The organism is Massilia sp. BKSP1R2A-1, from assembly GCF_050586525.1.
GTDB lineage: Bacteria > Pseudomonadota > Gammaproteobacteria > Burkholderiales > Burkholderiaceae_D > Telluria.
This window is the reverse complement of record NZ_JBOBRE010000003.1, coordinates 1-19229: the sequence shown is the minus strand read 5'-3', so window position 1 is coordinate 19229 and position 19229 is coordinate 1. Positions and strand designations below refer to the sequence as shown.

16 protein-coding genes are annotated in these 19229 nt (G+C 65.3%); 13 read left to right on the top strand and 3 right to left on the bottom strand.

All coding sequences use genetic code 11. The annotated features are described in order from the left end of the window. The first annotated feature begins 131 nt into the window (after nt 1–131). Both ACQ7JA_RS05610 and ACQ7JA_RS05605 read left to right on the top strand, forming a co-directional pair. On the top strand, nt 132–593 hold the full coding sequence (locus ACQ7JA_RS05610) for a DUF305 domain-containing protein (RefSeq protein WP_430895436.1): 462 nt from the start codon (nt 132–134) through the stop codon (nt 591–593). A 27-nt stretch (nt 594–620) separates the two neighbouring features. Then, nucleotides 621–1130: a DUF421 domain-containing protein gene (locus ACQ7JA_RS05605; RefSeq protein ID WP_430895434.1), complete on the top strand. Its 510-nt coding sequence runs from the start codon at nt 621–623 to the stop codon at nt 1128–1130. Nucleotides 1131–1141: 11 nt separating this feature from the next. Here the strand turns inward: ACQ7JA_RS05605 and ACQ7JA_RS05600 are convergent, their stop codons facing one another. Together ACQ7JA_RS05600 and ACQ7JA_RS05595 are read right to left on the bottom strand one after the other, a co-directional pair. Next, the gene (locus ACQ7JA_RS05600; RefSeq protein ID WP_430895432.1) at nt 1142–2380 is read right to left on the bottom strand and encodes a cation:proton antiporter; all 1239 of its coding nucleotides are present in this window, start codon (nt 2378–2380) and stop codon (nt 1142–1144) included. Next, nucleotides 2373–3650 (bottom strand): DUF2254 domain-containing protein, encoded by a 1278-nt coding sequence (locus ACQ7JA_RS05595; protein ID WP_430895430.1) that lies wholly within the window; start codon nt 3648–3650, stop codon nt 2373–2375. The genes ACQ7JA_RS05600 and ACQ7JA_RS05595 overlap by 8 nt, the downstream gene beginning before the upstream one ends. A 288-nt stretch (nt 3651–3938) precedes the next feature. Between ACQ7JA_RS05595 and ACQ7JA_RS05590 the strand changes: the two genes are divergently transcribed. From ACQ7JA_RS05590 to ACQ7JA_RS05580, 3 genes are read left to right on the top strand one after another with little or no spacing between them, the layout of a single operon-like run. Next, on the top strand, nt 3939–5306 hold the full coding sequence (locus ACQ7JA_RS05590; RefSeq protein WP_430895428.1) for a chloride channel protein: 1368 nt from the start codon (nt 3939–3941) through the stop codon (nt 5304–5306). Further along, the gene (locus ACQ7JA_RS05585) at nt 5303–6520 is read left to right on the top strand and encodes a hypothetical protein (protein ID WP_430895426.1); all 1218 of its coding nucleotides are present in this window, start codon (nt 5303–5305) and stop codon (nt 6518–6520) included. The genes ACQ7JA_RS05590 and ACQ7JA_RS05585 overlap by 4 nt, the downstream gene beginning before the upstream one ends. 37 nt (nt 6521–6557) lie before the next feature. After that, on the top strand, nt 6558–8543 hold the full coding sequence (locus ACQ7JA_RS05580) for a BCCT family transporter (RefSeq protein WP_430895424.1): 1986 nt from the start codon (nt 6558–6560) through the stop codon (nt 8541–8543). Nucleotides 8544–8693: 150 nt separating this feature from the next. Here the strand turns inward: ACQ7JA_RS05580 and ACQ7JA_RS05575 are convergent, their stop codons facing one another. Continuing rightward, a complete protein-coding gene (locus ACQ7JA_RS05575) occupies nt 8694–8882 on the bottom strand; it encodes a hypothetical protein (RefSeq protein ID WP_430895422.1) in 189 nt (62 codons plus the stop codon). Nucleotides 8883–9127: 245 nt separating this feature from the next. Here ACQ7JA_RS05575 and ACQ7JA_RS05570 point away from each other — a divergent pair, with 245 nt between their 5' ends. The 8 genes from ACQ7JA_RS05570 (at nt 9128) to ACQ7JA_RS05535 (ending at nt 18892) form a co-directional block, all read left to right on the top strand. Beyond that, nucleotides 9128–11527: a putative bifunctional diguanylate cyclase/phosphodiesterase gene (locus ACQ7JA_RS05570; protein WP_430895420.1), complete on the top strand. Its 2400-nt coding sequence runs from the start codon at nt 9128–9130 to the stop codon at nt 11525–11527. A gap of 108 nt (nt 11528–11635) precedes the next feature. Continuing rightward, complete coding sequence (locus tag ACQ7JA_RS05565) at nt 11636–11965, top strand: hypothetical protein (protein WP_430895418.1); 330 nt, start codon at nt 11636–11638, stop codon at nt 11963–11965. A 45-nt stretch (nt 11966–12010) separates the two neighbouring features. After that, nucleotides 12011–12628: a PAQR family membrane homeostasis protein TrhA gene (gene trhA, locus ACQ7JA_RS05560; protein WP_430895416.1), complete on the top strand. Its 618-nt coding sequence runs from the start codon at nt 12011–12013 to the stop codon at nt 12626–12628. Nucleotides 12629–12644: 16 nt separating this feature from the next. Then, complete coding sequence (locus tag ACQ7JA_RS05555) at nt 12645–12860, top strand: hypothetical protein (RefSeq protein WP_430895414.1); 216 nt, start codon at nt 12645–12647, stop codon at nt 12858–12860. A 241-nt stretch (nt 12861–13101) separates the two neighbouring features. Beyond that, on the top strand, nt 13102–13719 hold the full coding sequence (locus ACQ7JA_RS05550; protein WP_430895412.1) for a phasin family protein: 618 nt from the start codon (nt 13102–13104) through the stop codon (nt 13717–13719). Nucleotides 13720–13837: 118 nt separating this feature from the next. Then, entirely contained in the window at nt 13838–14803 is a 966-nt protein-coding gene (locus tag ACQ7JA_RS05545; RefSeq protein WP_430895410.1) for an extracellular catalytic domain type 1 short-chain-length polyhydroxyalkanoate depolymerase, read from the top strand. Between the two features lie 615 nt (nt 14804–15418). Then, a complete protein-coding gene (locus ACQ7JA_RS05540) occupies nt 15419–18235 on the top strand; it encodes a TonB-dependent receptor (RefSeq protein ID WP_430895408.1) in 2817 nt (938 codons plus the stop codon). A gap of 393 nt (nt 18236–18628) precedes the next feature. After that, on the top strand, nt 18629–18892 hold the full coding sequence (locus tag ACQ7JA_RS05535; protein WP_430895406.1) for a DUF6959 family protein: 264 nt from the start codon (nt 18629–18631) through the stop codon (nt 18890–18892). The last annotated feature ends 337 nt before the right edge of the window (nt 18893–19229 follow it).

Here is a 19229-nt window from a genome sequence, read left to right as displayed (position 1 = left end):
CGCTTGCTACCATTATTGTACAAATGCACTCGGTCTTGCAGCGCGCTTGGCAGGCGGGAGCGGCGCGCCCGCGCAAGCCGGCCGCCGGCACTGGCGCCTGAATCGCCCCTGAGGGGGCATTGGAGGAAATCATGGGAAAGTATGGACGCTTCGGCCTGATGATCGGCTGTTCGACGCTGGTGATGTACGGACTGATGTACCTGAATACCTACGCACTGGCGCATGTGCATTTCAGCCAGACCCGCGCCTGGATGGCCCTGGTCATGGGAGCGGCCATGGCCATCGTCATGTTGATGTTCATGCTGGGCATGTATCCGAGCAAGCGGACGAATGCGGCGATCCTGGCCGGCGCGGCCGCGCTGTTCGCCGCCTCGCTGTGGCTGGTGCGCAGCCAGGCGACCGTGGACGACGTCGCCTACATGCGCGCGATGATCCCCCATCATTCGATCGCCATCATGACCAGCGAACGCGCCCGCATTGCCGATCCGCGGGTGCGCAAGCTGGCCGATGCGATCGGCGCGACGCAGCGCAGGGAAATCGCCGAGATGGAAGCGCTGATCGCCGACATCGAGGCGCACGGCCCGCAGCGCTGAGCGCAAGACCCGCAAACGGAGGCAAGCATGTGGTTCGAGAGCCGGCACAATATCTATCGCGTCATCGTGGTCGGCGTCGCGGCCTACGCCGGCCTGGTCGTGCTGCTGCGCGCCAGCGGCAACCGCACGCTCTCGAAGTCCTTCGACCTGGTGGTGACGGTCGCCTTCGGCTCGACCCTGTCGACCATCCTGGTCAACCGCAGCGTCAGCCTGGCGGTGGGACTGGCGGCGCTGGCCCTGCTGGTGGTGCTGCAGCTGGCGATCACCTGGCTGTCGGTGCGCTCGTCCTTCGTCAGCCGCATCGTCAAGACCGCGCCGACGGTGCTGTTGCGGGAAGGGCAGCTGCGCCACGAAGCGCTCAAGCGTGTCCAGGTCACGGGCGACGAGGTCATGGGGGCGGTGCGGCAACACGGGTACGGATCGCTGCACGATATCGATCTCGTCGTGCTGGAGACCGACGGCAGCCTGTCGGTCATCGCCGCACGCCAGGCCGGCGACCGGTCGGCCTACGGCAGGCTGGGCGACGAAACGGGCTGACGCGCCTGCGGCTAGTCGGTGCATGGCACGACCTTGCGCACCACCCGTTCCACGCTGAGGCCTTGCACCAGCACCGAGAGCACCACCACGATGTAGGTCATCGTCACCAGCACGTCGCGTTCGGGTCCGGCCGGCAGCGACAGCGCCAGCGCCACCGAGATGCCGCCCCGCAGTCCGCCCCAGGTCAGCACCTGCCAGGCGCCCCGCGGCAACCCGGAATGCTTGCCGAGCGCCGCTACCGGCAATCCCGCGGTCAGGAGGCGTGCGAGCAGCGTCACGCCGGCCGCCAGCATGCCCGCCGCGAACAACGGGCCGGAGAACGGCAGCACCAGTGCTTCGAAGCCGATCAGCACGAACAGCACGGCGTTCAGCATCGCGTCGAGCAGTTCCCAGAACTGGTCGAGCTGCTCGCGGGTCCGGTCCGACATCGCATCGCGCCGGCCGCGGTTGCCGATCAGGATGCCGGCGGCGACCATCGCCAGCGGGCCCGATACTTCAAGCACGTGGGCCAGGCTGTATCCGCCCAGGACTGCCGCCACCGTCAGCAACACCTCTTCCTGGTAGCTGTCTATGCTCTTGAGCATGAAGTAGGTCACGGTCCCGAGCGCGGCGCCATAAACGATGCCCCCGCCCGCTTCCCGCAGCAGCAGCAGCGAAGTCTCGGCGGCGCCGGGCAGGTGGTGCTCGACGGCGATCGCCGCCATCACCGTGAAGACGACGATGCCGACCCCGTCGTTGAACAGCGACTCGCCCGAGACCACGGTCTCCAGGTTCGCCGGCGCTCCCACCTTGCGCAACAGGCCGGTCACCGAGATCGGATCGGTCGGTGCGATCAGCGCACCGAACACCATGCAAAAGGCCAGCGGCAGGGGAATGCCGGCCAGGGGCAGCAGGTAATACAAGCCGAATCCGACCAGCAGTGCCGCGGCCACGGTGCCCAGCACGGCCAGCAGTCCCACCTGCCAGCGGTAGCGCGCCAGTTGCCGCAGGTCCACCTGCAGGGCGCCGGCGAACAATAGCAGGCTGAGCATTCCCTCCATCAGGACGTCGGAAAAGTCGATGCTGCCGAACAGTTCGGCGGCATACTGGCGCGGGCGACCCAGGCCCGCATGGTCCAGCAGCAGCGTCAGCGTCGACAGGATTAGGGCGGCCGCCATCACGCCGATGGTCGAGGGCAGGCGCAGGAAGCGGGCGTTGAACCAGGCGATCACCGCAGTGACGACCAGGAAGACAGGGAGGAATTCAGGCATCGGACGTCGTTTTATCGGTGGCCTGGCTCCAGTAGCCGGCATGGAGGGCGCGTACCTGTGCGAGATCCGGTGCGAAGTCGAGCACGCGCTCCGCACGCGCCAGCGCCAGCTCGGCATGGCGGCGCGCGGCGGCGCGCATGGCGGCGTCGTCGCTGGCGCCGAGCTCGCCCAGCACGCGCTGGACGCGCATCGCCACCTCGACCAGGTGGGCGCCATCGCGCGCGATCGCCGTGAAGCCATCGTCGACCATGTCGTAAGGCAGCAGGGCGGGCGCCGCCACGCGCTCGCATTCCGGCGCGTCCGCTTCGGCAGGCTCGGCCCAGGCGGCGAGCAGCCGGTGCAGCGCACTGAGGACGGCGATCGCCGTTCCCGGATCGTTGATGGCGGGCGAGAGCGCGCGACCGCCGATCTCCGCCAGCACGACCAGGCCGAAGCGCGGATCGTCGTCGAACTGGCGCAGCGGACCGATGGTGAAGGCTTTCTCGATGTCCGCCGGCGACAGCGGTCCGCTGTCGCCGGAATCGGGCAGGATCCACGCGAGCGGACGGGAGGGGGCGATCATGGCGCCGGGCAGCACGGCCAGGGTGATGCGCAGCTTGCAGTCGGTGGCGATGCGCTGCAAGCGGGCGAGATCGACCCGCTGCAGGTAGCCGATGCGCTCGCTGTGGACGGCCAGCCCGGCCGGCAGGCCGGAGGCGGCGACGCCGCCCAGCCACGGCGTGCGCCGGCGCCGCGCGATGGCCTGCGCCGTCGCCTGCTCGACCTTCTGGATCACGGCCCCAAGGCGGCCCAGGCGGGCGATGCTGTCGACCCAGCGCACGAATACCAGGATTACCGCCACCATTGCCAGCAGGGTCAGGGCGAACAGGGTGAAGCGGCCGGCCTTGCCGAAATAATCATTGGTCGTCGCGCTCAGCGCGACGATGGCGTAGATGAAGGCGCCGACGAAGACCGACAGCGCGTTCTGGGAGACGTCGTCCGCCACGATCAGCGGGAAAGCGCGCGCGGTGGCCGACTGCCCGGTGGACGCATAGGCCGAGACCATCGATGCGACCGCGAAGGTGGCCACACCCAGCATGCTCGCGGCGATGATCTTCAGCAGGTCGATCACCGAACCCTGGGCGATCTCCGGCACCTTCCAGTCGATCGGGATCTCATCCGCGAAATGCGCCAGCGCGACGCCGCAGACCGACAGGATGCAGGCGATCAGCGGCTTGACCCATAGCCGTTCGCGCAGGCGGTTGAGCAGGAATTCAAAACGGTTTCGCATGTCCCAGGCTACTCCGGTAAGGGGTTGACGTCGACGGCCGCCGTGCGCGATGCGCGTTGCGAGGACAGTGTGCGCCCCCGGTCCGGAGCGGTCGGTTCGCTGGAGAACCGTGGCGCGTCATTGTTCCCGGCCCGGTGCACCGAGACGGGCGCCGCGAAGACGGGCCGCGGGCGAGAATGGCGCCGGAGCGCGGCCAGCTGCGAGCATGCCGGGGCTGCGCGGAACTCGCAGTAAAAGCATTTGTGCAAATGTAGATGTAAAATAGCGCCTTTGCCACCCTTCGCGAACATGCCGCCCGAAACGACCCAGCACGACGTGCGCAGCGCTTTCAAGCGCGAAATTACCTCGCCGAGGCTATGGCAAACCCGGATCGTGGTCGTCAGCCTGGCCGCCGCGGCCGGGCTCGTCGTCGTCGGTTTTACCTGGATCGCCGAAAGCGCATTCGCCATCTTCCTGCAGGTCAACGCCGCGTCGCGCTGGGCGCCGCTGTTGTGGACGCCGCTGTGCTGCGCCGCCATCGTGTGGCTGACGCGGCGCTACGCCCGCGGGGCGGCCGGTTCCGGCATCCCGCAGGTGATGGCGGCCCTCGATCCGGCGCTGTCCGGCGGGCGCCGGCCCCTGCTGGTCTCGCTGCGACTGAGCCTGGCGAAAATCATGCTGACTTCCGCCAGCCTGCTGGGCGGCATGTCCGCCGGACGCGAAGGGCCGTCGGTGCAGATCGCGGCCGGCATCATGCTGCTGGCGCGGCGCTGGCTGCCGCGCCACAGCGGCATCACGGCCCACTCGCTGCTCGTGACTGGCGGCGCGGCCGGCATCGCCGCGGCGTTCAACACACCGCTGGCGGGGGTGATGTTCGCCATCGAAGAATTGTCGCGGGCGCCGGAGCAGCGCAACAGCGGCCTGCTGGTCGCCGGCATCGTGCTGGCGGGCCTGATGGCGGTCTCGGTGTACGGCAACGGCACCCACTTCGGCGTGATCCGCCCCGGCCCGATCGGCATGCCGCTCCTGCTGCCCGGTTTGCTGGTGGCGCTTGCCTGCGGCCTGGCCGGCGGCGTGTTCGCGCGCCTGCTGGTCAGCTGCTTGGGCGGACGATCGCCCGACCTGCCGAGCCGCTGGCGCGCACGCCATCCGATCCGGTTCGCCGCGGGATGCGGCCTGGCGGTGGCCGCGATCGGCATCCTCAGCGGCGGCGCGACCTATGGCAGCGGCAACGAAGCCACCCACTCCCTGCTGAACGACGGGGCCAGCCTGCCCGGCGGCTATGTGCTGTTCAAGTTCGTCGCCACCTGGCTGACGGCGTGGTCGGGCGTGCCGGCCGGGATTTTCGCACCATCCCTGTCGATCGGGGCGGCGCTCGGCCACGACATCGCGCAGCTGACCGGCTACCCGCATGGCGCGGCCCTGATCGCGCTGGGCATGGTCGGTTTCCTCGCGGCCGCGACGCAGGCGCCGCTGACGGCCTTCATCATCGTCATGGAGATGGTGGACGGACACAGCATGGTGCTGAGCCTGATGGCGTGTGCGCTGGTGGCGAGCACGCTGTCGCGCATACTCAGCCCGCCGTTGTATGGCGCACTGGCGAAGATCCAGCTGCCAGCTCGTCCGGAACATCGACCGGTGCAGCCGGTCCAGGATGAAGGGAGGCGAGAGACATGACGACATCGACCGACAGGCGCGCTCCGGCGCTGCGCTTCGTCCTGGCAGGGCTGATGGGATGCCTTTGCGTGAGCGCCCGGGCCGAGGACGCCCTGAAGGCGCCGCTGACGCTTGGCGGCGCCATTCGTTTCAACTACGTCCACAAGAGCTGGCAGGATACCTATCGCAGCGGTTTCTTCGGCCTGGACACGGCCCGGCTCGATGTCAACTATGACGACGGCAGGCTGATCGGATCGGCCCAGTACCGCTATAACAATTTCCCGAAAGGGCAGGGCGGCTACTGGCAGCATTTCCTGCACCATGGCTGGGCCGGGGTGCGCTTCAGCGACCAGAGCGAGCTGCACATCGGACTGGATCGGAATCCCTTCGGCCTCCTGCCCCTGGCATCGAACAATTTTTACGAATCGATCGCCTTCTATGCGGGACTGGAAGACAAGTACGACCTGGGCCTGAGCTATGCGAGCCGTCCCGGCCCCGTGCAATGGCATCTGGCATTCTTTCCGCGCGACGGCGGCGCGTATGGCGGCGGGTCCAACACGGCGGAGGCATCCAACCGCTATTCCTACAACATCGTCCCTGACGACGCCGAGCAGGGCTACGGGACGGGCCAGAGCGACCGCGAACGCAACACCCTGGTGGGGCGCATCGCGTGGCATGCCGGGTCGGACGGCCGCCATGAGCTCGGCGTCTCGGGGCTGAGCGGGGAGATCCGCAACGATCGCGGCGCCGGCACGCGGCGCCGCGCCCTGGCGCTGCACTACCGGGGACAATTCGGGCGCTTCCGGGTGATGCTGGAGGCGCTGCGCTACCGCTACCGCACCGCGCACGGCGCCGACCAGACCTACGCCGGACTCGATCCGAACAGCTTCGTCATGCTCGGCGGTTTCGGCTATCCATTCCCGGTGGCGTCCGCCGGCGACATCCGGATCGCCAACATCAGCTACGACCTGCCCGGCAGGCTCGGGCCCTTCCACGACTTCAGGCTCTATAACGACTATTCCGACCTGCGCAAGCGAAGCGGCCCGTTCAGGGATTCCGTGCAAAATGTGAGCGGACTGAGCTTTTCTGCGGGGAAGTGGACGTTCTACACCGACCTGATGTTCGGCAAACATCATCCCTACCTGTCGCCGGATGCCGGCGGGCTGGCCGCGACCTCGTCCGCGCATGAGGGCTTCACGCGCAGGATCAACCTGCAAGCCGGTTACTACTTCTGAGGCCTTCCTCAGCAGACATCGAAGAAAGGTGCGAACAATGTCTTCCCCCAAGCCCGAACAGCACAATCCCATCGACCGTCGTCCCTGGATCCAGGTCAACCCGCCGGTGTTCGCCGTGTCGGCCGTACTGATCCTGGCATTCGCCGCCGCCGCCGCGCTGTTCCCGCGGCGGGTCGGCAGCGCCTTCGACGCGCTCCAGGCCGGCATCGTACGCGACTTCGGCTGGTTCTATATCCTGGCAGTCGCCTTCTTCCTGGTCTTCGTGCTGTTCCTCATGATGAGCCGCTATGGCGACGTGAAGCTGGGACCGGACGACAGCGAGCCCGAATACAGTTACCTGTCGTGGTTCGCCATGCTGTTCAGCGCGGGCATGGGCATCGGCCTGCTGTTCTTCGGCGTCGCAGAGCCGATCCAGCACTACGCCACGCCCCCGGTGGGCGAGGGCCGTACGGTCGAGTCGGCGCGCCAGGCCATGGTATTGACCTTCTTCCACTGGGGCCTGCACGCCTGGGCGATCTACATCGTGGTCGGGCTCGCGCTGGCCTATTTCGCCTTCCGCCGCGGCTTGCCGCTCACGCTCAGGTCCAGCCTGTTCCCGCTGATCGGCAACCGGATCCATGGGCCGATCGGACACGCCATCGACATCTTCGCCGTGCTCGGCACCATGTTCGGGGTGGCGACCTCGCTCGGTTTCGGTGTGCTGCAGGTCAACGCCGGTTTCGCGCACCTGTTCGGCCTGCCGGTCTCGCCGCAGGTGCAGATCCTGCTGGTCGCGGCCATCACGGGCCTGGCGACGCTCTCGGCCGGCACCGGGCTGAACCGGGGGGTGAAGCGCTTGTCCGAGTTGAACATCATTCTGGCGATCGCACTGCTGCTGTTCGTCCTGGCGGCGGGGTCGACGGTATTCCTGCTCGAGGCCTACGTCCAGAACATCGGCGCTTACCTGGGCGCGGTGGTGCAGCGCACCTTCCGGATGTACGCCTACGAGCCGAATGCCTGGCTCGGCAACTGGACCCTGTTCTACTGGGGCTGGTGGATATCCTGGTCGCCCTTCGTGGGGATGTTCATCGCGCGCATCTCGCGCGGGCGGACCATCCGCGAGTTCGTCGGCGGCGTCCTGCTGGTGCCGGTGCTGTTCACCTTCCTGTGGATGACGGTGTTCGGCAACACCTCGATCGCACTCGACCTGGGCGGAGCCGCGCCGATCGTCCAGACCGTCGCCGACAACCTGCCGGTGGCGCTGTTCGAGGTGCTCGAGCATCTGCCGTTCTCGCTGATCACGTCGGGCATCGCCACCTTGCTGGTGATTACCTTCTTCGTGACCTCGGCGGATTCCGGCGCGCTGGTCATCGACATGATCACCTCGGGCGCGGCGCCCAATCCGCCGGTCTGGCAGCGCATCTTCTGGGCATCCTGCGCCGGCCTGGTGGCGGCGGTCCTGCTGCTGGCCGGCGGCCTGCAGGCCCTGCAGACGGCGGCGCTGGCCAGCGCCCTGCCGTTCGCGGCGATCATGATCTTCATCTGCTACGGATTGCTGCGGGCGCTGCAGACGGAATCGGCAGGCACGCCGATCGACCTGTCCAGTACCTCCGAAGCGGCGCCCGACGTCGACCTGAGCTGGCAGCAGCGGCTGGCCAACATCACCAGCTTCTACGACCGGCGCGCGATCTCCACCTTCCTGGCGGAGACGGCGCGCCCCGCCCTCGACGCGGTCGCCGCCCAGTTCCGCGAGAGCGGCCTGGTGCCGTCCCTGGCGGAGAGCCAAGACCGGCTCGCGCTGACCGTCCCGCACGGAGAGCGCGAAGCGTTCCGCTACGCGGTGCGGGCACGCAGCTTCCGGGCGCCGAGTTTCGCCTGGACGGAGAGCGAGGGGATGGAAGCGGACAGCCGGCACTACCGCGCCATCGCTTCCGGTTCCGAGGGAGACCAGCAGCATGACGTGACCGGCTATACCAGGGAGCAGCTGATCAACGACCTGCTCAAGCGCTACGCCATGTTCCGGCATGCGCGGCGCCTGCCGTGAGCCCGACTGATGCGCAAGGCCCAGGGTGGCCAGCGTGACTGAGCAGTGCGGCAGGAAGGCGTTGGCGGGCAGCGCCGCAGCCATGGCAAGTGAAGCACACCACGCTGGCCGCCCTGGGCGCAGACCTGGCCGGCAGCGGCCCGCCGCGCCTCAGCTGGCGCGCGGATTGCCCGAGCCGTAGGGATGGGTGCTCACCGCGCGCGCCTCCGGAAAAGCGTCCCGGAACCGCGCCGTATCGCAGCCATGTTCCTCGATCCACGCACACGCTTCGGCGAACCGTCCAGCATCCTCGAAGCAGAACACGTCGGCGCCGAGCGTGACCTCGTTTGTCATTTTCATTGCATTCTCTTCCTCGTGGAAGACACTGTATAGGAAAATCGCTGGATTGCGCGCAGCCGATCCCGATGAAGCGAATGCGCCTGCGATGCGCCACGGCGGGTAAAACAAGGGCGGCCGCACGTCCACGCGGCGTAGGCTCCCTGTGCCGGCGCATCTACGGGACCCGCTGAGGCGGCACACGCGATAAGCCGTGCATCGTGCTAGCATGGGTCGTATCGACGCCGAGCGGCCTTGAGGAGCCAGCCATGGGACTGATCGAAACCGATGAAATGGGGCGCTACCTGGGAGTGCTGCGCGCCCGCTCCATCGATCCGCTGGATTTTGAATTGCGCGAAGTGGATCTCACCGACCCCGGCAGCGACGAGTTGTCGCCGATCAAGGGATTTGTCGACATCCTTTTCAAGCCGACCGGCCGCCGCAGGGAGTACCCGATCGGCGATGCCACCGCATGGGTGCTGGCCTTCGAACGGGATCTGCTTGCCGGGGCCTTCAGCGAGCCGGGCGTCGCCGTGCCGCATCCGGGCGCGGCGCCGGCGCCGGCGCGTTCCGGAAGCGCCGGGGCAAACCGGATCCTCATCATTTCCCCCAATCCCGACGATGTCCGCACCCTGCGCCATGCGCTGGGAAACGCCGCCGACGGACCCTTCGTCGTCGAGGACGTTCCGACCCTGGAGAGCGGCCTGCACCGCATCGGGCAGCATGGGATCGACGCGATCCTGCTGGACCTGGGTCTGCCGGACAGCTGCGGACTGGCCAGCTTCGAACCCGTCCATGCGGCGGCGCGCCATACGCCAATCATGACGCTGTGCACGCTCGAACAGGAGAATGAGGCCCGGGAGGCGGTCCGGCGCGGCGCCCAGGGATGGCTGGCGAAGGGCTACTTCGACAACAGCCTGGTGCCGCAAGCGCTGCGCAACGTCATCGAACGCATGAAGGTCGAGCAGCAGCTGTACGCCGCCCAGATGCGCGCGCAGATCACGCTGAACTCGATCGGCGACGCGGTCATCTCCGTCGACATGCTCGGGCAGGTGGACTACCTGAACGTCGCCGCCGAGCTGATGACCGGGTGGACGCGCGAGCAAGCCAGGGGGCGGCCGATCGCGGAAGTGCTCGTCCTGGTCGACGGCGAAGGCGACGGCACGAGCGCGGTGCCCAATCCGGTGGAAACGGTACTGCAGGGCGGCCTGTCCGAAGGCCTGAGCGGCGAGGTCATCCTGCTGGATCGGCACGGCCAAAGCAGGCGGATCGAGGATTCGGCCGCGCCGATCTTCGATTGGGACAACCAGCTTGTCGGCGCGGTCATGGTCTTCCGTGACATTTCTGATACCGTCGCGCTGACCACGAAGATGAAGCACCTCGCCCAGCACGATTTCCTCACCAACCTGCCCAACCGTGTCCTCCTGAACGACCGGATCAGCCAGGCCATTGCCTCGGCCAGGCGCAGCGGTACCTGTCCGGCCCTGCTGTTCCTCGATCTCGACAAGTTCAAGCACATCAACGATTCCCTCGGCCACGGGGTTGGCGACCGCCTGCTGCAAGCCGTCGCCGCACGGTTGCTCGATTGCGTGCGCACCTCGGACACGGTCAGCCGCCACGGCGGGGACGAGTTCGTCGTCCTGCTGGCCGACGAGCGGCGCGCCCACGATGCGGCGCTGGCGGCCGAGAAGATCCTGATCGCCATGTCGACGCCTTTCCTGATCGACGGGCACCAGCTGCATACCTCCACGAGTATCGGCATCAGTGTGTTTCCGCTCGACGGCGTGGATGCCGCCTCCCTGATCAAGAATGCCGATACGGCGATGTACCACGCCAAGGAGCGCGGCCGTAACGGCTACCAGTTCTTCCGCCACGACATGAATGCGCGCGCCGTCGAGCGCCAGCTCATCGAAAGCAACCTGCGCCGGGCGCTCGAACGCGCCGAGTTCGCACTGCACTACCAGCCCAAGCTCGACCTGGCGAGCGGGGCGATCACCGGCGTCGAGGCCCTGCTGCGTTGGGATCACCCCGAATGGGGACTGGTGGCGCCGGAGCGCTTCATCCATATCGCCGAAGAGTGCGGCCTGGTCGTACCCCTCGGACGGTGGGTATTGCGGGAAGCCTGCGCGCAAGCGGTGCGCTGGCGCGACAGCGGGGTGGCGCCGGTGTCGATCGCGATCAATGTGTCCGCCATGGAGTTCCGGCACCGCGATTTCTTCGACCACGCGCTGGCGATCTTCGAGGCAACCGGCGCCGATCCGGCCTGCCTGCAGCTCGAACTGACCGAGAGCGTGCTGATGCGCGACGTCGCGGCCAGCGCCTGCCTGCTGGCGAAGTTCAAGGCAATGGGTGTGGAGATCGCCGTGGACGATTTCGGCACCGGTTACTCCAGCCTGAGCTATCTGAACAAATTCCCGATCGATGTGCTCAAGATCGACCAGTCCTTCGTCCGCGCGATCGATGGGAATGCGAACAGCAATGGCGCCATCGTCAGCGCCGTGATCGGCATGGGACGAAGCCTGCGCCAGCGTGTCATTGCCGAAGGCATCGAAAATGCGGCGCAGCTCGACTTCCTCAAGCTGCACGGCTGCGGCGAAGGGCAGGGCTACTTCTTCAGCAGGCCGATCGACGCCGCCAGGATGGGGACGATGCTGCATTCCCGCATGTGAATGTTGCCGGGTCCATCGCTTCGATGGAAATGCTTACACTTTTTTCTCCCGTCCGCGGACGGCGCGGCGCATAGTGGGGTGAATCACATCCACCATGCGGGCCACGCAATGAAAAATGTCCTGGAGTTTCCAAGCAAGACGTTCGTCCAGTGGGAAGCGGTCGCGCAAGAGATCGTTCCCTACCTGGCGCAGTGCGGCGCCAGCCGGGAGGAAATCTGCGCCGTCATCGAGCGCGTCAGGTTCCGGTGGGAGCAGCTGGAACCGGCGTCGCCCGGACATGGCGCCGGCGCCGCGGCCGTTGACGCGCACGACACCGTGCCGGCATCCGGGGAGCTGGAGGAGCACGGTATCTATGTTTCCCGGCACTGGAGATCGCAGCCGGCCCGGACGCTGATCGAGTCCGCAGGCGCCGATTACCGGCGCCACCCCCGCGGCTGATTCCGGACGCGCCGCTGCACCTCGCCACGGGCGTCCTGGAGGCTCATGTATTACGGTGAACGCTTCAACAGCATCTCCCATGCGGTGGGCGCCGTGCTCGCGGCCGTCTTCGGCATGGTCCTGGTTGCCGTGGCGGCGCAGGGCGGCGACCCCTGGAAGATTGCCAGTTGCAGCGTCTACGCGTCGATGCTGCTGATCCTGTACCTGACTTCCACCCTCTACCACGGCACGCGTGGCCCGGCCAAGGACGTGCTGCGCAAGATGGACCATTGCGCCATCTATCTCCTGATCGCAGGCACGTATACACCGTTCACGCTGGTGACGCTGCGCGGGACCCTCGGCTGGACCCTGTTCGGCGTGGTGTGGTCGCTGGCCCTGCTCGGGATCCTTCAGGAGCTTTGCCGGACCAGCGGGACACGCGTCCTGTCGCTCGTCGTCTACCTGGTGATGGGCTGGCTTGCCCTGGCCGCTGCCGGACCCCTGGTCGGCGCGCTCGGACGCGCCGGCTTCGCCTGGCTGGCGGCCGGCGGGCTGTTCTACACAGGCGGCATAGTGTTCTACGCCACCGACCACAAGGTGCGCAACGGCCACGGGATCTGGCATCTGGCCGTCCTCGCCGGCAGCGCCTGCCATTACATTGCCGTGCTGCTCCATGTCGCCTGAAATCGGAGCGCGCCACATGGGAAGCGATGAATTCACCGCCTTCGTTCTCGACGATGCGGATCCGCGTGAGATGCTGGCCCGACCGCGGGAAAACCTGCATGCATTTAACCTCATGCAGGAGCGCACCTGCTATCTCGCGGTGCGTGCCGGTGCGGTGGAATGCAATCCGGCCGGTGGCAAGGCGCTGGCCGACCGCGAAATGTACCTGCAAAAGCGCAGTTGCCTGCGTTGAGCGCGCTTTGTGGATGCATTCTCCAGACAATGTTTTGCCGCCTGACATTCCCCGAAAATAGATTTTCAGTTTGGCCGCACGAAGGAAAAAAAGAGCGCATAGTGTGAAGGTCAAATGCGATCTACCCAGATCGTCCTCTTCCAGACGGCACCTGCCGTGCTGCCATTCCCGCCAGACATGTCAACGCACTGCGTCCGGCGTCCGCATGCCCATCCCGTTCCATTCCTTGTAAAGGTACTCCATGTATCCGTTCCCCCAATCCGTCAATCCCGCCGTGCGCTCGCATATGGACGCACAGGCTGCATTCCTCAACGAACTGTCACAAACCGTCTCCCGGTCTTTCCAGCAGGTCTTCCAGCTGAACATGCAGCTTGGCCAGTCCCTGCTCGAGGAGGCCACCGGCACTGCCCAACGCATGCTGACGGCGGATCGTCCCACCGACGCGCTGTCGGCGGCGGCCTCGCGCGCCCAGCCTGCCACCGACAAGCTGCGGTCCTACCAGCAGCAGCTGTCGCAGCTCGCCGCCACCACCCAGGTCGACCTGAGCCGCGCGAGCGAGCAGCATGTGCAGGAAACCTCCCGTACCGCACGCGTGCTGGCCGACGAAGTCACCCGTGTGTCGGCCGAAGCGACCGACAAGAGCTTGCGCCAGCAGGAGGAGACCATGAAGAGCTCGCGCGAGGCCTTCGTGCAGGAAGCGCAGCGAGGCGCCAGCATCGGCGCCCAATACCTGAGTGAACTCCAGGGCGAAGGCGCAGGCGCGAAGCCGGATGGCCAGGCTGGTCCGTCGCGCAACCCCGGCAATCCGCAAGGCGGCAACGGCCAGGCTGGAAACAAGGCGCCGTCGACCTCACGCTAATCTTCACCACGCCCCCCGGCCCCGGGGGGCGAGCCTTGCGGCGGCGCTGACCACACGGTCGCGCCGCCGCTTTCGTCAGGGCGACACATTTTCATCACCTCACTGGGGAAAGCGAACCATGTTTACTACCTTCTTCGACGCCTGGTCATCGATGACCCGTCTCTGGGCCGGCGCGCCCGCCGCGCCTGGCGCCGGTAGCCGCTTCACCTACGGCTTCCACCAGGAGGAAGAGCGTGCGCTCCACTACCGCCTGTTCATCCCAGGCGGCGAACGCAGTCCCATGCCGCTGATCGTCATGCTCCATGGTTGTGGCCAGGACGCTGCCGATTTTGCCGCCGGCACCGGCATGAATACGCTCGCGCAAGAGCATGGTTGCCTGGTCCTGTATCCCGAACAGTCCTGCAGCGCACACTGGAACAGGTGCTGGAACTGGCATGACCGGACCCATCAACTGCGCGGCGAGGGAGAGCCGGCGCTGATCGCGGGGCTCACACGGCGCATCATGGCCGAGCATGCTGTCGATGCGGAGCGCGTCGCCGTCGCGGGCCTGTCGGCCGGCGGCGCCATGGCGGTCATCCTGGGGCGTACGTATCCGGACCTGTTCAGCGCCGTTGGCTGCCACTCCGGGCTGGCGCACGGCAGCGCGGGCAGTGACGCCGGGGCGCTGCTGGCGATGCGTACCGGGGCGGTTCCGTCCACGCTGCCGCCACCCTCGCTGCATGCGGTCGTGCCCGTCATCGTCTCCCATGGCGATGCCGACCTCACGGTCCATCGAAGGAACAGCAGCGATGTGGTCCGCCAGGCCCTGGACAGCCATGCGCGACACGGGCAGGCGAGGAACGCCGGCGTCGGCATGGTGGCGCAAACGGGCCGGACCGGCGGACGTGAGTTCACCCGCGCGGTGCACCGCGAAAGCACGGGCGGCGTGCTGGCCGAGCAGTGGACCGTGCACGGCGCCGGCCATGCCTGGTCGGGTGGCAACCCGCGAGGCAGCTGCACCGATGCCTGCGGACCCAATGCCAGCGAAGAGATGCTGCGCTTCTTTATCGGCGACACGGCGGTCCGATCCGGCCAGGCAGGGTGATGGATGAGGCATTGCCGTGAGCCGCGCATGCAGTGCGCTGCGGCGCGGGTCATCCGATGTTCGTTTCGGTGCGACGCTGCGCCGCCAGCGGTGCGAGACTGGCCACAGCGCGCGCGCATCGGTCGTTCCGCTGACTGGCCTGACGAGGGACGTGCCGGGCCGATCAGTATCTCGCGCGCGTGACGATAGGCAGGCGCCCGACAAGCAAATTGCACAAATGGACCCCGATGCAAGCGCGTTCAAGTGCTCGACCCCCCGCTCCACGTTACCGACGGAAGGGCCTCATTCTCGAGGCCCGTTTCTTTTGGTGTTTTCGATCTTGAGTAGATCTCATTTCGCATCGGCGACGCGCGCATTGCCAGCGGCCAGGCAACCGTTGACGGACGAGACTCACACGCCTGCTGAGTTCTTCGGACGGTTTTGTTGCTTCAAAGGCTGGTGTGATATCAAAACCGATATTGGAAACCCAGAAAAAATCATTAGCTTGATTATTGGTGGGTCTCTACCATGATCTACAGCAATGCCAGTCTAAGAATTAAATTACCCATAACTAAAAAATTCAGGAGACGTATGAAATCGCAAGCATCAGCACGTCCTTTAGCCTTGAAGCGGACCGTGACTGCACTGATGGGCGCCGGTCTGCTCAGCAGCACCTCGGTGTGGGCGCAGGCAAGCGCCGATACAACGGAGCCGAGCGACACCCAGACCGTGGTCGTCACTGGCGTCAAGGCATCGCTCATCAAGAGCCTGGCAGTCAAGCGCATCAGCGACCAGGTGGTGGAGTCGGTCGTCGCCGAAGACATCGGCAAGCTACCTGACAACAATGTCGTCGAAGCGCTGCAGCGCGTGACGGGCATCCAGGTCACCAACCGCGCCGGCGGGGAAGTCGGCGCCTTGTCCATCCGTGGCCTGCCCGACGTCCAGACCACCTGGAACGGCCGCAATATTTTCACCGCCTCGGGCACGCAGGTCGCGCTCCAGGACATTCCTTCGACCCTCGTGCGGCAGATCGACGTTTTCAAGACGCGCGACGCCAGCCAGCTGGAAACCGGGATCGCCGGCCAGATCGACGTCAAGTCGCTGCGGCCCTTCGACTTCAAGGGGCCGCAAGTGTCGCTTACCGCGCGTGAAACCTATCTGGATCCTGCGGAAAAGTGGAATCCGCAAGTCAGCGCCATGTTCAGCAACCGCTGGGAAACCGGCATCGGCGAAGTCGGCGCCCTGGTCAACCTGGCGGGTACCAAGACGAAGTACCGCAATGAAAGCGTGACGCCGGGCGCCATGGTGCCGTTCACCAGCCCCAATGCGGCCGAAGTCCCGCCAGGTTATACGCCTCTGCAGCGCATCACCGACAACAATATCTGGACCCCGGGTACCCGTACCGGCTTGCCGATGGCGGCGGGTTCGACGTTGAACTTCAACGGCAAGGCCTACCCCTACTACCTGGCGCGCGACGCCATTTTCCAGAGCGACGTCCAGGGAGAACGGGAGCGTCCTGCCGCGAATATCGCCTTGCAGTGGAAACCGAACAGCGATGCGGTCTACACCTTCGAATCGATGTACAACGGTTATCGCGACAAGACCTTCAACCAGCTGCTGTTCAGCTTCGTCGACTGGTGGGGCGATCTCGGCAGCAACCCTGCGGGGACGATCACGACCTTCCCGGGAACGAACGTCATCAAGACCCGCAAGGTCAATAACGTCTATGGCTTCAACAGCGGCGACTACACCACGTCGAAGACCGATTCCTTCGTGTACGCCCTGAACGGCAAATGGAATATTGGCGAGCGCCTGAAGCTGGACGGTGACCTGTCCTACCAGACGAGCGAATTCGACACGCAATTCACCGCCACCCGGATCGATCGCGTTGCGCCTTCCATCAACGTCGACTTCAATGCCGGCGGCGATACGGCCTTCAGTTTCAATAACAATGCCGACCTGACCGACCCGAGCAAGTGGAATGTGGCCGAGTTCTACGACAACGCCAACCGCAACAAGGGCAGCGCCGCCACGGGCAGCCTGGCGGGCGTCTTCGATGCCGACTGGGGCGCACTGCAGACGCTCCAGTTCGGCATGCGCCACGACGTACGCAAGGCGTCGGAGGCCAACCGGACGCAATCGGCCTTCCTCGGCCGCAACCTCGCCTCGCTGGGCCCGCAGTACGCGATTACCAACTCGAACTTCGGCACGGACATCTCGGACGTTCCGCGCGCATGGGTGGAACCCAATGCCTACTACATCCGCGACCATATCGACGACTGGCGCAAGCTCTATAACTCGGTCAACAGCAATTTCCTCACCACGGACAAATTGAGGCTGCAGAAGACCTTCGAGGTCGAGGAAAAGACGAGCAATCTCTACCTGATGGGGAATTTCCAAAGCGAGCTGTTCGGCAATCGCCTGCGCGCCAACGTCGGCGTGCGCTACACCAAGGTCGATACCGACATGACCTTCTACAAGGTCGACGCCACCACCAAGGCAGTCACGCCGTCCGGCGCCAGCAAGTCGACCGACAAGTTCCTGCCGAGCCTGACCCTGACCTACGATGCGACCAAGGACGTGGTGACGCGCTTCAACTTCGGTAAAACCCTGCGCCGTCCTAACTTCGGCGATCTGAACCCGGTCCTGCAACTCGCCGACGACGTGTCGCGGGTGGGTTACGGCTCGGGCACCGGCGGCAACCCGGACCTGAAACCGACGCTCTCGACGAACTTCGACCTGACGGGCGAGTGGTACTTCCAGAAGGACAGCGCGCTCTACGGCACTGTGTTCAAGCGCAAGATCGACGGCCTGGTCGTGCCCCTGCGCCGCAGGATCCACGTCGATCCGGCGGACGACCCGTTCCGCAACTCGACCTCGGGCGGCGACCACACGAACGGCTATGACTACGTCATCAACTCGCCGGTCAATGCGTCCGACGGTGTGATCAAAGGCATCGAGCTCGGCCTGATCTACTTCCCGAAGTGGCTGCCGGGCCCACTCGAAGGCCTGGGCTTCCAGGGTAGTTTCACCCGACTCAGCTCGTCGCAGAACGTTCCCGAGGCGAACAGTGCCGGCGAGATCATCGCCCAGCTTGAATCACCGTTCTTCGGGGTGTCCGACCGCTCCTACAATGCCACCCTGGCTTACGAGAAGGGCCCGGTCAGCGCGCGCCTGTCCTATGTCTGGCGTTCCGCCTTCCTGGCTGCCAACGAAGCAGCCCTGTTTGCGAATCCGATCGGTATCTGGCGTCAGCCGGAAAAGAGCGTGGACATGCAGATCTCCTACAAGGTCAACGACAGGATGTCGGTCGATGTCGGCGCCATCAACCTGACGAATGAAATGCAGCGGCAGTACTACCACTTCGGTAATGCGGGGAATGAGCAGCTGACCAATTTCGGTACGGTCCAGGTTGGACGGTCGGTGTCGGTTGCCATGCGCTGGAAGATGTGAGTCCTGGGTCAAGATGACCCGCTAGCTGGATAGGGCGTTGCTCGGTTTACGACCGCAACGCCCTTTTCATTTCACTACGCTCGCCATCGCGGGAACCGGGATGTTTTAGTTCCTTTGTCCAGCCGATGCCAGGGCTTTCGACCCCGGAGCCCAATGCCAGTGACGATGGTGCAGTTACGAGCAGTGTCCGGCTTAGATATCCCAGAGTTATGTCCGGCTAAGAAACGTAGCTCCATCGTCCGCAATGGGGCGGTTCCGGTCACTCGTGACGGTCTGCGATGTTTCGGAGTTGGCGAGCTGCTATGCTGAGCTCATTGGCCGCCTTCGGCAAGAACCAGTCGATCGTCAGCGTGCTGCACCGGTCATTTAGGCTTGCTCATCAATGGGAGTTGTATGCGTCGCGAAGAAGTCGAAGTATTCTCTGATGAGTCAAAAGCAGTCGTAATACGACATCTCTCGCGACATTTCCCGGGATGCCTCATCCAGGGTGATTCCCTAAGCATCATGCTCCAGTCCCTCTTGGTTGTGCAGTCTGAAGCTGATGTTCTGAGCGAAGAGGCTGCGGGAGAACTCAGAGATGTCGTAGAGAGCTTGTCTGAATTGATGTCGAACTATAGGGCGGTCCTGCTCAGCCATGGTATTCCGTCGCCCTTTTAGTCACTAGACTTTCTCGAGAGTGTTATGAATCCGCAAAGACGTCCGCTTCGGTTCGGATCCTGCCCTCCGTGGGCGGACAAAAAACGTTTAAGTCCAACATTCATTCCGCCTCGATGTGCGCTACGGTGGCATAAACTGGACGCCAGCTGTCGGCCCAGCCTGTGTAAAAACTCTTCAGCTGGATCCGTAAGCCGAATTGTACGGCTCACGGCCTATCCTGAAGCCTATAGAAGCGCCATAGCCTTGGCCGACCGTTTTCCAGTCCTCGGCAAGACCAGCAGCAAGAATGCTCCAAACAGCCCGGTTTGCGGCAGAAAACGGGCGTACGCCCTGATCG